This is a genomic window from Streptomyces sp. CB01249, from assembly GCF_001905735.1.
Classification (GTDB): Bacteria; Actinomycetota; Actinomycetes; order Streptomycetales; family Streptomycetaceae; genus Streptomyces.
The window spans coordinates 13,886-25,832 of record NZ_LISW01000003.1 but is presented as its reverse complement, the minus strand read 5'-3'; the positions used below and the strand labels follow the sequence as shown (position 1 = coordinate 25,832).

The following is an 11,947-nucleotide window of genomic DNA, read 5'->3' as shown; positions in this document are numbered from 1 at the left end:
TGCGCGGACGTCGTTACGGTGGTGCTTCCGGGAAGATCGTCCCGGCGGACCTGGGGGGACGATGCGCGACCGGACGGCCGCACGGACGAGCGGGGCGCGCGGCGTGCTCGCCGTCACCGCACTGATGCTGCTCACGACGCTCACGGGCTGCTCCTCGGAGCCCGGCAAGGCCCCGGCGGGGAAGGAAACCGCCGCCGCGCGGCCCTCGCAGGCGCGCTGGCAGCCGGAGCCCGGCATGGACTGGCAGTGGCAGCTGTCGGGGAAGCTCGACACCTCGGTGGACGCCCCGGTGTACGACATCGACGGCTTCGACCGTACGGCGGCCCAGGTCGCCGAGCTGCACCGCAAGGGCCGCAAGGTCATCTGCTACCTGTCCACCGGCGCCTGGGAGGACTTCCGTCCGGACGCGGCCCGTTTCCCCACCGCCGTGCTCGGGAAGGGCAACGGCTGGAAGGGCGAGCGCTGGCTCGACATCCGGCGCACCGAGGTCCTGGAACCGCTGATGGAGACCCGGATCGCGATGTGCGCGAAGAAGGGCTTCGACGCGGTCGAACCGGACAACATGGACGGCTACCGCAACAAGAGCGGCTTCCCGCTGACCGCCGCCGACCAGCTGCGCTACAACCGCCTGATCGCCCGCGTGGTCCACCGCCACGGCATGTCCGTCGGCCTCAAGAACGACCTCCCGCAGATCCCGGAACTGGTCGGGGACTTCGACTTCGCGGTCAACGAGCAGTGCGCGCAGTACGAGGAGTGCGAGGAGCTGACCCCGTTCGTGAAGGCGGGCAAGGCGGTCTTCCACGTGGAGTACGAGCTGCCGGCGGCGGAGTTCTGCGCGCAGTCCCGGAAGCTGCGGCTCAGCTCGCTGCGCAAGGAGTACGAGCTGGACGCCGGGCGGGAGACCTGCGCGAAGGGCTGACGGGCCGCCTCAGCCCAGCGCCAGGCCCACCAGCGCCACCGTCGCCGCCGTCTCCGCCAGCGCCCCGAACACGTCCCCGGTCACCCCGCCGAACCGCCGCACGCAGTGGCGCAGCAGCAGCCCGGCCGCCACCGGCGCGGCCACGGCGGCCAGGGCGTACCGCAACGCCCCGTACCCGCCCAGCAGCGCCCCCGCCCCCGCGCACCCCGCCACCACCACGACCGCCACCGCCCAGGCACCGGCCGCCGGGACCGTACCGGCGACGGCCGCGCCCAGGCCCTCCGGGCGCGCCGCCGGGACGCCGCGCCGGGAGGCCAGGGTGAGCGCGAGCCGGGCGACGACGGCGGAGGCGACGGCCGCCACCGCGCCCTGCGCCCAGCCCTCCGCGTACAGCCGCTGAAGGGCCGCCACCTGGGCCAGCAGCACGAAGAGCAGGGTGATCACGCCGAACGGGCCGATGTCCGACTGCTTCATGATCCGCAGCGCGTCCTCGGCCGGCTTGCCGCTGCCCAGCCCGTCGGCGGTGTCCGCGAGCCCGTCCAGATGGAGGCCCCGGGTGAGCGCCGCGGGCACGGCGGCCGAGGCGACCGCGGCGAGCAGCGGGCCCGCCCCGCCCCACAGCAGCAGACCGCCGGGAACCGCCGCGAGGACGCCGACGACCAGCCCGGCCAGGGGCGCGCACAGCATCCCGGCCCGGGCGGTCTCCCGGTCCCAGCGGGTGACGCGGACGGGGAGCACGGTCAGGGTGCCGAAGGCGAAACGCAGGCCGTGGCTGTTCAGGGAGGTCACGGCGCGCAGGCTAATCGGTGGGGGCGGCCGCTAGATTGACCGAATGCCGCATAACGGGGCAAAGGCGGACGAGTGGGAGTGCGTGGCATGGGTCACTGGTTCAATCAGAACTTCGTGGAGCCGGGCAAGCTGCCCCTGCTCCTGGCCCTGACCGCCTTCGTGCTGACGTTCGCGATCACCCGGCTCATCACCCGGATGATCCGGGCCGGGAAGGGCCCGTTCCGCAACATCACGCCCGGCGGGGTCCACATCCACCACGTGGTGCCCGGGGTGGTGCTGAGCGTGGTCGGCGGATTCGGTGCGGTGGCGAGCGGGCGGCACGGGGTCACGGCCGGGATCTGCGCGGTCGTCTTCGGTGCCGGCGCGGGCCTGGTGCTCGACGAGTTCGCCCTGATCCTCTACCTGGACGACGTGTACTGGACCGAGGAGGGGCGCCGGAGCGTGGAGGTCGTCGTGCTCACGGCGGCCCTGGTGCTGCTGGTCCTCGGCGGGTTCTCCCCGCTGGGCGTCAACGACCTGAGCGACGATCAGCAGCAGGGCCGGCTGGGGGCCGTGCTCACCGTCGTCGTCAACTTCTGCTTCGTGCTGATCACCCTCTTCAAGGGCAAGGCGCGGATGGCGGTGGTCGGCACGCTGGTCCCCTTCGTGGCCCTGGTCGGCGCGATCCGGCTGGCCCGGCCGACCTCGCTGTGGGCGCGCCGGTTCTACCGCAACCGGCACCGGGCCCGCTCCCGCGCGGTGCTGCGGGCCTACCACCACGACGTGCGCTGGGTCGGCCCGCGCCGCAGGTTTCAGGACCTGATCGGCGGGGCCCCGGACCGGGTCCCGCTGCCGCCCTCCAAGCACTGACGGCCTCTCAACGCCTGCGAGGTGCACAGCAGAAGCGCCGCCACGATGGCCGCCAGGTGTTCCCGGCCCGCCAGGTTGTCCTTCAGCACGGCCTCGGCCACCATCGCCACGATCACCACCGCCCCGGTGACCCGCGCCCGGTACGCGCAGCAGACGCAGACCGCCAGCGCGACGACCGCCGCCGAGGGCCCGGTGTCCACGATCCGCGCGTCGGACCCGGGCAGCCCGAGGAAGGCGTCCGGCCCGGCCGCGACGCCGATCCGCGCGTACATCGTCCCGGCCAGGGTCGCCGCGTACGCGATCAGCAGCGTCCGCCACCGGCCGAGGCAGATCTCCGCCGCCCCGAACACCACCAGCATCTGCGCCAGCGCGCCCCACACCGGAAGGTCCAGCGCGGGTACGAACAGCGACAACGGGGTACGCAGCAGGGCCGCCCAGAGCGGATCGTCGGCCCGGACCGCGCCCAGCGTCTGCACCGGGCCGTAGCCCCAGGACCGGTTCTGCACCACCTGGAGCAGCCCCGTCAGGGCCACCGACGCCAGGGTCAGGGGCACGGCCCGCACACCGCGGGCGGCGAGCGGCGCCCGTACGGCCGACCGGAGCGGGCCCCACTCCCGGCGGGCCGCCCGGCGCAGGGCGCGTACGGCTCTCATCCACGCGGTCCCGGCGGTACGCCGCGGCCCCGGGCCAGCCGCGAACGGTGCAGCCACTTGGGCAGGCCCGGCGCCTCCAGGAAGCCTTCCGCGCGGCCCGCCGCGACCCCGATGCGCAGCAGGTCCGCGCTCTTCTCGAAGAGCAGGAACCGGGGCTCCCAGATCGGGCGGTACTTCGCGTTGGCCCGGTACAGCGACTCGATCTGCCACCACCGCGAGAAGAAGCTGAGCAGCGACCGCCACATCCGGAGCACCGGACCGGCGCCCAGCCGCGAACCGCGCTCGAAGACCGAGCGGAACATCGCGAAGTTCAGCGACACCTGCGTCACGCCCAGCTTCCCGGCGCGTTGCAGGAGTTCGATGACCATGAACTCCATCAGCCCGTTCTCGGAGTCCCGGTCACGCCGCATCAGGTCCAGCGAGAGGCCGTTCGGGCCCCACGGCACGAAGCTCAGCAGGGCCCGCAGCTCGCCCGGGGCGCCGTCGTCGGACGGGGCGTCACGGCACTCCAGCATCACGCACTGCCCGTCGGCCGGGTCGCCGAGCCGGCCCAGCGCCATCGAGAATCCGCGCTCCGTCGCCCCGTCGCGCCAGTCGTCCGCCCGGCGCACCAGCTCGGCCATCTCGGCCTCCGGGATCTCCGCGTGCCGGCGCACCGTCACCTCGTAACCCGCCCGCCGCACCCGGTTGTACGCCTGGCGCACGGTCCGCATCGCGCGGCCCTCCAGGGTGAAGTCGGCCGTCTCCACGATCGCCTCGTCGCCCAGCTCCAAGGCGTCCAGGCCGTGCCGCGCGTAGACCGTGCCGGCCTCCTCACCCGCGCCCATCACGGCCGGGATCCAGCCGTGTTCGCGGGCCTCGGCCAGCCACGGCACGATCGCCCCCGGCCAGGCCTCCGGATCGCCGATCGGGTCGCCGGACGCCAGCGACACCCCGCCGACCACCCGGTAGGCGACGGCCGCCTTCCGGGTCGGCGACCACACCGCGCTCTTCTCGCGGCGCAGCGCGAAGTAGCCCAGCGAGTCCCGCTCGCCGTGCTTGTCGAGCAGCGCCCGCAGCGCCTCCTCGTCCTCCGCGGTGATCGGGTCGACGGCCCGGCGGGAACGGAAGGCCGCCCAGACGACCGCGACGAGCAGCAGCGTGGACAGGATGTTGATGGCGACGTTGACCCAGCCCGGCGCGGTGATCCCGGGGAACCGCGAATCGGACGCGGCGACGGACACCAGCCGCAGCGCCCCGTACGCCCAGCGGTCCAGGAACGTCGAGCGGTACTCGTCGTACGCGGTGTTGGTGACCGTGACCAGGCCCGCCGCGATCAGCGAGGTGACCAGCAGCCCGCCCACCGCCACCAGCGCGGCCAGCTTCGGATTGGACCGGTCGCCCTTCGCGTAGAACTCGCGCCTGCCGAGCAGCAGCGAGAGCACGAAGCCCGCGGACAGCGTCAGCGAGATCCAGTTCTGCGGATAGCGGCGGACCTCCGGGAAGACGATCAGGGCGGCGGACAGCAGCAGCGTCAGCCCGCTGAGCGCCAGGTTGGCGATCCACGCGGCCCGCTTGCGGCGGCGCATCGTCACGGCCAGGAAGAGCGCCACCACCCCCGAGGAGAAGCCCGCCGTGAGCAGATAGGGGGTGAAGTAGTCGTCCGTGTTGTGGCGGCGCAGGTCCTGGCCGAAGGTGACCCAGACGGCGCTGAGGAAGTTGAGGAACGACACCACGCGCAGGTACCAGATCGCGAACGCGGCGCCGCGCCGCGAGCGTGGTGTGCCGGCCCTGCGGACGGTACCCCGCCCGGACTCCTCGACGGTCATACCGACCTCTCCCATGAAAAGCGATCATATGGGGCATCGCGCTGCATGAGGGGGCGCTCCGCGGCCGGTGTCGGCCGGACGCGGAGCGGGGCCGGCGTCAGTCCGTCGGCTCGTCCTTCTCCTCGTCCGCGCCGCCCTCCGCCGGCTCCGGCTCCCGCTCGGGCAGCTCGGCGGCCAGCGCGGCGGCGGCCTGGACGAAGGGAAGGGCGAGCAGCGCCCCGCATCCCTCGCCCACGATGACGCCGTGATCGAGCAGCGGGTTGAGCGCCATCCGGTCGAGGGCCTTCGCCTGCGCCGGCTCCCCGCTCAGCTGGCCCGCCAGCCACCAGTCCGGCGCCCGGAACGCGGCCCGCTGGCCGACCAGCGCCGCCGCCGCGCCGACCACCCCGTCCAGGACCACGGGCAGCCGCCGCACCGCGCACTGGAGCAGGAAGCCGGTCATCGCCGCCAGGTCCGCCCCGCCCACGGTGGCCAGCAGCGCCAGCTGGTCGCCCAGGACCGGCCGGGCCCGGCGCAGCGCGTCACGGATCGTCGCGCACTTGCGCATCCACGCCAGGTCGTCGATCCCGGCACCACCGCGCCCGGTCACCACCGAGGCGTCCGTGCCGCACAGCGCCGCGATCAGCGTGGCCGCCGCCGTCGTACCGCCCACGCTGAGATCGCCGAGCACCACCAGATCGGTGCCCGAGTCGGCCTCCTCGTCGGCCACCGCGATCCCGAGCCGCACCGCGGCCTCGGCCTCCTCGGCCGTCAGCGCGTCCTCGATGTCGATCCGGCCGCTGCCGCGCCGCACCCGGGTCCGTACGACGGCCTCCGGCAGCAGTTCCGGGTCGCAGTCGAGTCCGGCGTCCACGATCCGCACCGGCACCGAGAACCGGCGGGCCAGGACCGCCAGCGGGGTCGCACCGTCCAGCGTGGCCCGGACCAGCTCGTGCGCGGTGGAGGCCGCACGGCCGGACACGTCGAGTCCGGCCACCCCGTGGTCACCCGCGAACAGCACCACGCGCGGCTGCTCGATCGTCCGCACCGGCGCGGACTGCTGCGCGATCGACAGCCACTCGCCCAGCTCGTCCAGACGGCCGAGGGCGCCCGGGGGCACGATGAGCCGCTCCCGGCGTTCCTCGGCATCGCGCCGTACGCCCCCGTCGGGGCGCTCGATCAGGTCGGAGAAGTCGTCCAGATTCACGGGGGTCTGCCTCGCGGGTCGATACGGGGAGTGGTCCGGGGAGCCCGGCGGCGGGCTCCCTGCGGAACAGTACCCGTCACGTTTTCCGGGCCCGCCCGGTACGGTCCCGCGCCCGGGCCCCCGCCCCCTCAGCCGCGCAGCGGCAGCACCTGGCCCGCCACCACCAGCAGCACCTGCTCGCACTCCCCGGCCACCGCCGCGTTCAGCCGGCCCAGCTCGTCCCGGAAGCGCCGCCCGGCCGCCGTCGCGGGCACCACCCCGGAGCCGGTCTCGTTGGTCACCAGGACCACCGTGCGCCGCGTCCCGCGCACCGCCGCGACCAGCTCCGCCGTCCTGTCCCGCAGCGCCCGCTCGCCGCCCTCCGCCCACGCCGCGTCGTCCCAGGCGTCCACCCGGTCCATCGCGTCCGTCAGCCACAGCGACAGGCAGTCGACGAGCAGGGGCGGCCCGTCCGAGGACAGCATCTCCGCGAGCTCACAGGTCTCCTCGGTGCGCCAGGCGGCCGGCCGGCGCTCCCGGTGCAGCCCGACCCGGGCCGCCCAGTCCGCGTCCCCGTCCCGGGCGCCGCCCGTCGCCACGTACACGACCTCCGGATACGTCTCCAGGCGCCGTTCCGCCTCGACGGACTTCCCGGAACGGGCGCCGCCGGTGACCAGGGTGCGCCGGGGGAGTGCCGGGGCCGGGGCGCGGAAGCCGCCGACCGCCAGCGTCGTGCCGTCCGGCACCGCCCGGGCCCCGGCCGCGGCGAGCCGCCGTTCCAGCTCGGGGGCGGGCGGCGCGTCGTGGCCCAGATGGACGGCGATCAGCTCGGTGGCGGGCCCGATCGCCTCGACGGACCGCAGCCGCGCCACGGCGTCGGGCCGCCCGACGACGTCCGCGGCGACCAGGTCGTACGGCTGCGCCACCGGGCCGGTCAGCCCTGCCGGTGCGCCGCCCGGCGGGAGGTACAGCAGCCGGGCGCCCTCCGGCGAGGTCACCTCGTACCCCGTGCCGGGCGCGTCCATCGGCACCGCCCGCACCCGGTGGCCGCTGATCAGCGTCAGCACCCGCCCGTCCGGGACCCGGCCCGCCGGGGGGAGCCCGACGGGCAGCTCGACGGCGGGCCCGTCGTGGGGGTGGGTCAGCAGGACCTGGCGTACGCCGGTGAGCGAGCGGCCGGCGCGGGCGGCGGCGAACACCGCCCCGGGCGTGAGGTCGAGCAGCAGCGCGTCGTCGACCAGGAGAGCGGTCGCGGCCCGGCTGCCGGCTCCGCGGGCGAGGGCGCAGGCGGCGCAGGGGCAGTCGGGCCGCGGCAGCCCGTCGGGGGCTCCGGTGCCGAGCAGGGTCAGTTCCACGCTCCGATCCTCCCGCGTCACCGCGCACGGTGCGCGACGTGGGCTCTCGAAGATCCGCTCCGCAGGCTCTAGGCTGCCGACGGGAACGACTTACCGGGAGGCGCACATGGCGTGGACGTGGCGGTTCGAGAAGTCCGACGGTACGGAGACGGAGCCGGCCCTGCGGCCGGAGGAGTTCACGACCCAGGGCGACGCGGAGTCCTGGATCGGTGAGTACTGGAAGGAACTCCTGGACGGCGGGGCGGACCAGGTCACGCTCTTCGACGACGGGACGAAGATCTACGGCCCGATGAGCCTTCAGGCGGACGCGGCGGGCTGACGGCGCACGGCTGCCGCCGGGGCCTCACGGACCCGCCCGGCGGCAGCCGTCTCCGTACGCTCAGATCTCGCCGAGGGTGACCTCGGCCGTCTTCTGCGCGCTCCCGCGCGTGTACGTCACCTTCGCCTTCTGGCCCGGCTTGTGACCGGCCAGCGCCTCGGAGAGCGAGGTGATCGTGGTGACCTTCGTGTCGTCCACCTTCACGATGATGTCGCCGGCCCGCAGCCCCGCCTTCTCGGCCGCGCCGCCCTTCTGCACGCTGACGATCGCGACGCCCGCCGGACGGTAGTCGTCGTTGACGACCGTGCGGCCGGTGATGTCGAGCGCGGCCCGGCCCGAGTCGGTGACCTTGCCGTTCTTGATGATCTGGTCGGCGACCGTCCGCACCATCGAGGCCGGGATGGCGAAGCCGATCCCGGGTGCCGCGCTGTCGCCCATCTGGGGGTCGGACGCGGCGAGCGTCGGGATGCCGATGACCTGGCTGTCCAGGTTCACCAGGGCCCCGCCGCTGTTGCCCGGGTTGATCGCCGCCGAGGTCTGCACCATGTTGGCGATGGTCGCCCCGGTGCCGCCGCCCGAGCGGCTCTCGCTCACGGTGCGGCCGAGGGCCGAGACGATGCCCTGGGTGACGCTGCTGGACAGGCCGAGCGGCGAGCCCATCGCCAGCACGATCTGCCCGACCGCGACCTTCTCCGAGTCCCCGAACTTCGCGGGCCGCAGCCCGTCGGGCACGTCGTCCAGCTTGATGACGGCCAGGTCCTGCTGGGGGTAGGCGGCGACCAGCGACGCCTTCATCACCTTCTCGCCGGTGGCGACGGTGACCTTGAACGTCTTCTCGTCGCCGACGACGTGCGCGTTGGTGACGATGTGGCCCTTGGCGTCGTAGACGACACCGGAACCCAGGCTCTCGGAGGCGTCGATCTGCACGACCGACGGCAGCACGTCGTTGATGGCGGACTGGTACTCGCTCTGCAGATCCCCGTCGGCCTTCGCGGCCGGACCGGGCTGCGCCGAGCCGGACGCCGTCGCGTCCGGCCCCGCGGCGGGAGCGCTCGAACCGGAGCAACCGCTCACCAGCGCGATCACGCAGACCCCGGCGGACAGAGGCAGCAACAGCCGCCGCGCACGGCGGCGGGAGTGAATGGCATCCATGTCCGGATTATTACTTTTGCCCCCGGGGGTGGCCCGTCGAGCGCATCCAGAGGGGGCCTATCAAGCCCGCCCGGCGATTGAGGGCAGTCCTTCAGCCCCGTACGCCACACAGATGCAGCAGCGCCGCGACCCCGCGATACGGATCGGTCCGCCCCGCCCGGTCCTCCGCGGCAAGCACCCGCTCCAGCTCCGCCACCGGCGGCAGCTCCTCCTCGTTGCTCACGAGGTCCGTGAAGAGCCGCACCCCGTACCAGGCGTGCAGCGGCGCCGCGATCGAGGCCAGCGTCGCCGTCAGCGCCTCCAGCCGGTCCGCGCGCACGGACAGGCCGAGCCGGTTGGTGTACCGGTCGGAGTCGAACGCGGCCAGCGCCCCGGCGAAGTCCCCGGCCATCCCCGGCCGCATCGCCAGCGCGTCCGCGTTCCGCACGAGCAGCGACAGCAGCCCGCCCGGCGCCAGCATCCGGGCCAGGCCCGCCACCATGGCGTCCGGCTCCTGGACGTACATCAGCACACCGTGGCAGAGGACCACGTCGAAGCTGCCGGGCAGGAAGTGGACCCCGGTGTCCTGGCCGTTGCCCTCGATGAGCCGCACCCGCTCGCGGATGCCGGCCGGTTCGCCGCCCAGCGCCTCACGGGCGAGCCGCAGCTTCTCCGCGTCGGACTCCAGACCGGTCACGGTGTGCCCGGCCCGGGCCAGCCGCAGCGCCTGCGTGCCCTGTCCCATGCCGACGTCCAGGATGCGCAGCCGCTGCCCGACCGGGAAGCGGGCCGCGATCTGCTCGTCCAGCTGCCGGGCGACCAGCTCCTGACGCACGGTGTTGCGCAGGCCGGTCAGCCCCTTGGCCCAGGCCGCCGAGGCCCCGGCGAAGCCGGAGACGGCACCGCCCGGCCGGTCGGCGGACACACCGCCGACCGGGCCGGACGGCTCGGTGCTCAGGGTCGCTCTCCGCGCTTGACCTGCGGCTTCGGCAGACGCAGCCGGCGCATCTGGAGCGTACGCATCAGCCCGTAGGCGACCGCGCCGCGCTTCGGCGTGTCCGGGAACCGCGTGTTCAGCTGCTTGCGCAGGCGGAACGCGAGCCCGATCGAGTCGATCACGATCAGCACGATCACGATCAGCCAGAGCAGCAGCGAGATGTTCTGGATGCCCTGCACCTGGATCACGCTGAGGATCAGGATGACCACGGCGAGCGGCAGGAAGTACTCCGCGATGCAGAAGCGGGAGTCCACGAAGTCGCGGACGAAGCGGCGCACCGGCCCCTTGTCGCGCGCGGGCAGATAGCGCTCGTCACCACTGGCGAGCGCCTCCCGCTGCTTGGCCATGTCCACACGGCGCGCCTCGCGCTGCCGCTTCGCGGCCTCCTTGCGGTCGAGCGGCGCACCACTGGAGGCACGACGGCGCTGCGTCTGGGCCTCACTGCGCTTGGGGGTGGGGCGACCCTTGGGGGCCTGCGGGTCGCGGGGCGTCTTGGAGAGGTCCGCCGTCACCTTGTCGGTGGGGGCCTTCTCTTCCTTGGAGCGGCTACGGAACACAAGGCCCAAGGGTACGGGGTCGCTCGCGGATCCCCGCAGGCCGCCCGGGAACGATCCGGCAACGGCCTGCGTCCTTGCCCATGTGAGAGCGCCGCTACGGGCCTCACCTACTCCCTGGGCCGGAGCGCAGCCGGGACACAGTCGTCCTTGGGGAGGAGCCCATCCATGCTCGAACAGTGCGGTAATAGAGACAGGGCCCGTACTGTGGGTTCTGTTGGAGTGCTGGAGCCCAGTTGAGTCAGAAGGGGGCGCGCGAAGCCCATGAGCGGTGTCATGAAGCGTATGGGGATGATCTTCCGCGCGAAGGCAAACAAGGCCCTTGACCGGGCCGAGGATCCGCGCGAGACCCTTGATTACTCGTACCAGAAGCAGCTGGAGCTGCTTCAGAAGGTGCGCCGCGGAGTCGCCGACGTGGCGACCTCGCGCAAGCGGCTGGAGCTGCAGCTGAACCAGCTGCAGGGCCAGTCCTCGAAGCTGGAGGACCAGGGCCGCAAGGCGCTCGCGCTCGGCCGCGAGGACCTGGCCCGCGAGGCGCTGTCGCGCCGCGCCGCCCTCCAGCAGCAGGTCACCGACCTGGAGACGCAGCACACCACGCTGCAGGGCGAGGAGGAGAAGCTCACTCTCGCGGCCCAGCGCCTTCAGGCCAAGGTGGACGCCTTCCGCACGAAGAAGGAGACCATCAAGGCCACCTACACGGCGGCCCAGGCGCAGACCCGGATCGGGGAGGCCTTCTCCGGCATCTCCGAGGAGATGGGCGACGTCGGCCTGGCGATCCAGCGGGCCGAGGACAAGACGCAGCAGCTCCAGGCCCGCGCCGGTGCCATCGACGAGCTGCTGGCCTCCGGCGCCCTGGACGACCCGACCGGCACGGCGAAGGACGACATCGCCGCCGAGCTGGACCGGATCTCCGGTGGTACGGATGTGGAGCTGGAGCTTCAGCGCATGAAGGCCGAGCTGGCCGGCGGCTCCTCCTCGCAGCAGGCGATCGAGGGCGGCCCGCAGGACGCCCAGCAGCAGAACAGCCAGGCGCACAAATTCGACAAGAACTGAGGCGCGTCATGATCGTACGGATCATGGGGGAGGGCCAGGTCGTCCTGGCCGACAGCCATCTCGCCGAGCTCGACAAGCTCGACGACGCCCTGCTGGCCGAGATGGAGCGCGGTGACGGACCCGGCTTCCGCACCACGCTCCACGCGCTCCTCGCAAGGGTGCGCGAACTCGGCTCACCCTTGCCGGACGACTCCCTGGAGCCGTCCGAGCTGATCCTGCCGTCGCCGGACGCGACCCTCGAAGAGGTACGCGCCATGCTCAGCGACGACGGACTGATCCCCGGCTGACGCCGACCGCTCTCCAGCACCCGCACCCCGTGCCCCGCGCCCGCCCGACGGACGCGGGGCACGGGTGC

13 protein-coding genes are annotated in these 11,947 nt (G+C 73.4%); 5 read left to right on the top strand and 8 right to left on the bottom strand.

Annotation, left to right across the window (positions count from 1 at the left end):
• The first annotated feature begins 61 nt into the window (after nt 1–61).
• Nucleotides 62–919 carry an endo alpha-1,4 polygalactosaminidase gene (locus AMK18_RS15790; protein WP_073863276.1) on the top strand — a complete coding sequence of 286 codons (858 nt, stop codon included), beginning with the start codon at nt 62–64 and terminating at the stop codon, nt 917–919.
• Between the two features lie 9 nt (nt 920–928).
• On the opposite strand, the gene AMK18_RS15785 is transcribed toward AMK18_RS15790, so the two are convergent.
• Nucleotides 929–1,708, bottom strand: a complete 780-nt coding sequence (locus tag AMK18_RS15785; protein ID WP_073863275.1) for an adenosylcobinamide-GDP ribazoletransferase — start codon at nt 1,706–1,708, stop codon at nt 929–931.
• Between the two features lie 87 nt (nt 1,709–1,795).
• Here AMK18_RS15785 and AMK18_RS15780 point away from each other — a divergent pair, with 87 nt between their 5' ends.
• Nucleotides 1,796–2,557: a hypothetical protein gene (locus AMK18_RS15780; RefSeq protein WP_073863274.1), complete on the top strand. Its 762-nt coding sequence runs from the start codon at nt 1,796–1,798 to the stop codon at nt 2,555–2,557.
• On the opposite strand, the gene AMK18_RS34205 is transcribed toward AMK18_RS15780, so the two are convergent.
• The 4 genes from AMK18_RS34205 to AMK18_RS15760 all read right to left on the bottom strand — a co-directional run bounded on the left by AMK18_RS34205 (nt 2,500) and on the right by AMK18_RS15760 (nt 7,538).
• Entirely contained in the window at nt 2,500–3,210 is a 711-nt protein-coding gene (locus tag AMK18_RS34205) for a hypothetical protein (RefSeq protein WP_079199293.1), read from the bottom strand. The genes AMK18_RS15780 and AMK18_RS34205 overlap by 58 nt on opposite strands.
• Nucleotides 3,207–5,018 (bottom strand): phosphatidylglycerol lysyltransferase domain-containing protein, encoded by a 1,812-nt coding sequence (locus AMK18_RS15770; protein ID WP_073863272.1) that lies wholly within the window; start codon nt 5,016–5,018, stop codon nt 3,207–3,209. The genes AMK18_RS34205 and AMK18_RS15770 overlap by 4 nt, the downstream gene beginning before the upstream one ends.
• Before the next feature lie 97 nt (nt 5,019–5,115).
• On the bottom strand, nt 5,116–6,204 hold the full coding sequence (locus AMK18_RS15765; protein ID WP_073863271.1) for a nicotinate-nucleotide--dimethylbenzimidazole phosphoribosyltransferase: 1,089 nt from the start codon (nt 6,202–6,204) through the stop codon (nt 5,116–5,118).
• Between the two features lie 128 nt (nt 6,205–6,332).
• Entirely contained in the window at nt 6,333–7,538 is a 1,206-nt protein-coding gene (locus tag AMK18_RS15760; RefSeq protein ID WP_073863270.1) for a bifunctional adenosylcobinamide kinase/adenosylcobinamide-phosphate guanylyltransferase, read from the bottom strand.
• A gap of 106 nt (nt 7,539–7,644) precedes the next feature.
• Between AMK18_RS15760 and AMK18_RS15755 the strand changes: the two genes are divergently transcribed.
• Nucleotides 7,645–7,857, top strand: coding sequence for a hypothetical protein (locus AMK18_RS15755; RefSeq protein WP_073863269.1), 213 nt, complete (start codon nt 7,645–7,647; stop codon nt 7,855–7,857).
• A gap of 60 nt (nt 7,858–7,917) precedes the next feature.
• On the opposite strand, the gene AMK18_RS15750 is transcribed toward AMK18_RS15755, so the two are convergent.
• The 3 genes from AMK18_RS15750 to AMK18_RS15740 form a co-directional block, all read right to left on the bottom strand.
• On the bottom strand, nt 7,918–9,009 hold the full coding sequence (locus AMK18_RS15750; RefSeq protein ID WP_073863268.1) for a S1C family serine protease: 1,092 nt from the start codon (nt 9,007–9,009) through the stop codon (nt 7,918–7,920).
• 91 nt (nt 9,010–9,100) lie between these two features.
• Nucleotides 9,101–9,835, bottom strand: coding sequence for a class I SAM-dependent methyltransferase (locus tag AMK18_RS15745; protein ID WP_198957037.1), 735 nt, complete (start codon nt 9,833–9,835; stop codon nt 9,101–9,103).
• Between the two features lie 107 nt (nt 9,836–9,942).
• Nucleotides 9,943–10,542, bottom strand: coding sequence for a DUF3043 domain-containing protein (locus AMK18_RS15740; RefSeq protein WP_020207443.1), 600 nt, complete (start codon nt 10,540–10,542; stop codon nt 9,943–9,945).
• A 273-nt stretch (nt 10,543–10,815) separates the two neighbouring features.
• Here AMK18_RS15740 and AMK18_RS15735 point away from each other — a divergent pair, with 273 nt between their 5' ends.
• Together AMK18_RS15735 and pspAA are read left to right on the top strand one after the other, a co-directional pair.
• On the top strand, nt 10,816–11,592 hold the full coding sequence (locus AMK18_RS15735) for a PspA/IM30 family protein (protein ID WP_026171584.1): 777 nt from the start codon (nt 10,816–10,818) through the stop codon (nt 11,590–11,592).
• A gap of 8 nt (nt 11,593–11,600) precedes the next feature.
• Nucleotides 11,601–11,879 carry a PspA-associated protein PspAA gene (gene pspAA / locus AMK18_RS15730; protein WP_018103572.1) on the top strand — a complete coding sequence of 93 codons (279 nt, stop codon included), beginning with the start codon at nt 11,601–11,603 and terminating at the stop codon, nt 11,877–11,879.
• The last annotated feature ends 68 nt before the right edge of the window (nt 11,880–11,947 follow it).

What these genes read in the sequence shown, in the direction of transcription:
- AMK18_RS15770 (WP_073863272.1), bottom strand. Translation starts at nt 5,018, where the DNA reads ATGACCGTCGAGGAGTCCGGGCGGGGTACCGTCCGCAGGGCCGGCACA.
- AMK18_RS15755 (WP_073863269.1), top strand. Translation starts at nt 7,645, where the DNA reads ATGGCGTGGACGTGGCGGTTCGAGAAGTCCGACGGTACGGAGACGGAG.
- AMK18_RS15780 (WP_073863274.1), top strand. Translation starts at nt 1,796, where the DNA reads ATGGGTCACTGGTTCAATCAGAACTTCGTGGAGCCGGGCAAGCTGCCC.
- AMK18_RS15735 (WP_026171584.1), top strand. Translation starts at nt 10,816, where the DNA reads ATGAAGCGTATGGGGATGATCTTCCGCGCGAAGGCAAACAAGGCCCTT.
- pspAA (WP_018103572.1), top strand. Translation starts at nt 11,601, where the DNA reads ATGATCGTACGGATCATGGGGGAGGGCCAGGTCGTCCTGGCCGACAGC.
- AMK18_RS34205 (WP_079199293.1), bottom strand. Translation starts at nt 3,210, where the DNA reads ATGAGAGCCGTACGCGCCCTGCGCCGGGCGGCCCGCCGGGAGTGGGGC.
- AMK18_RS15790 (WP_073863276.1), top strand. Translation starts at nt 62, where the DNA reads ATGCGCGACCGGACGGCCGCACGGACGAGCGGGGCGCGCGGCGTGCTC.
- AMK18_RS15750 (WP_073863268.1), bottom strand. Translation starts at nt 9,009, where the DNA reads ATGGATGCCATTCACTCCCGCCGCCGTGCGCGGCGGCTGTTGCTGCCT.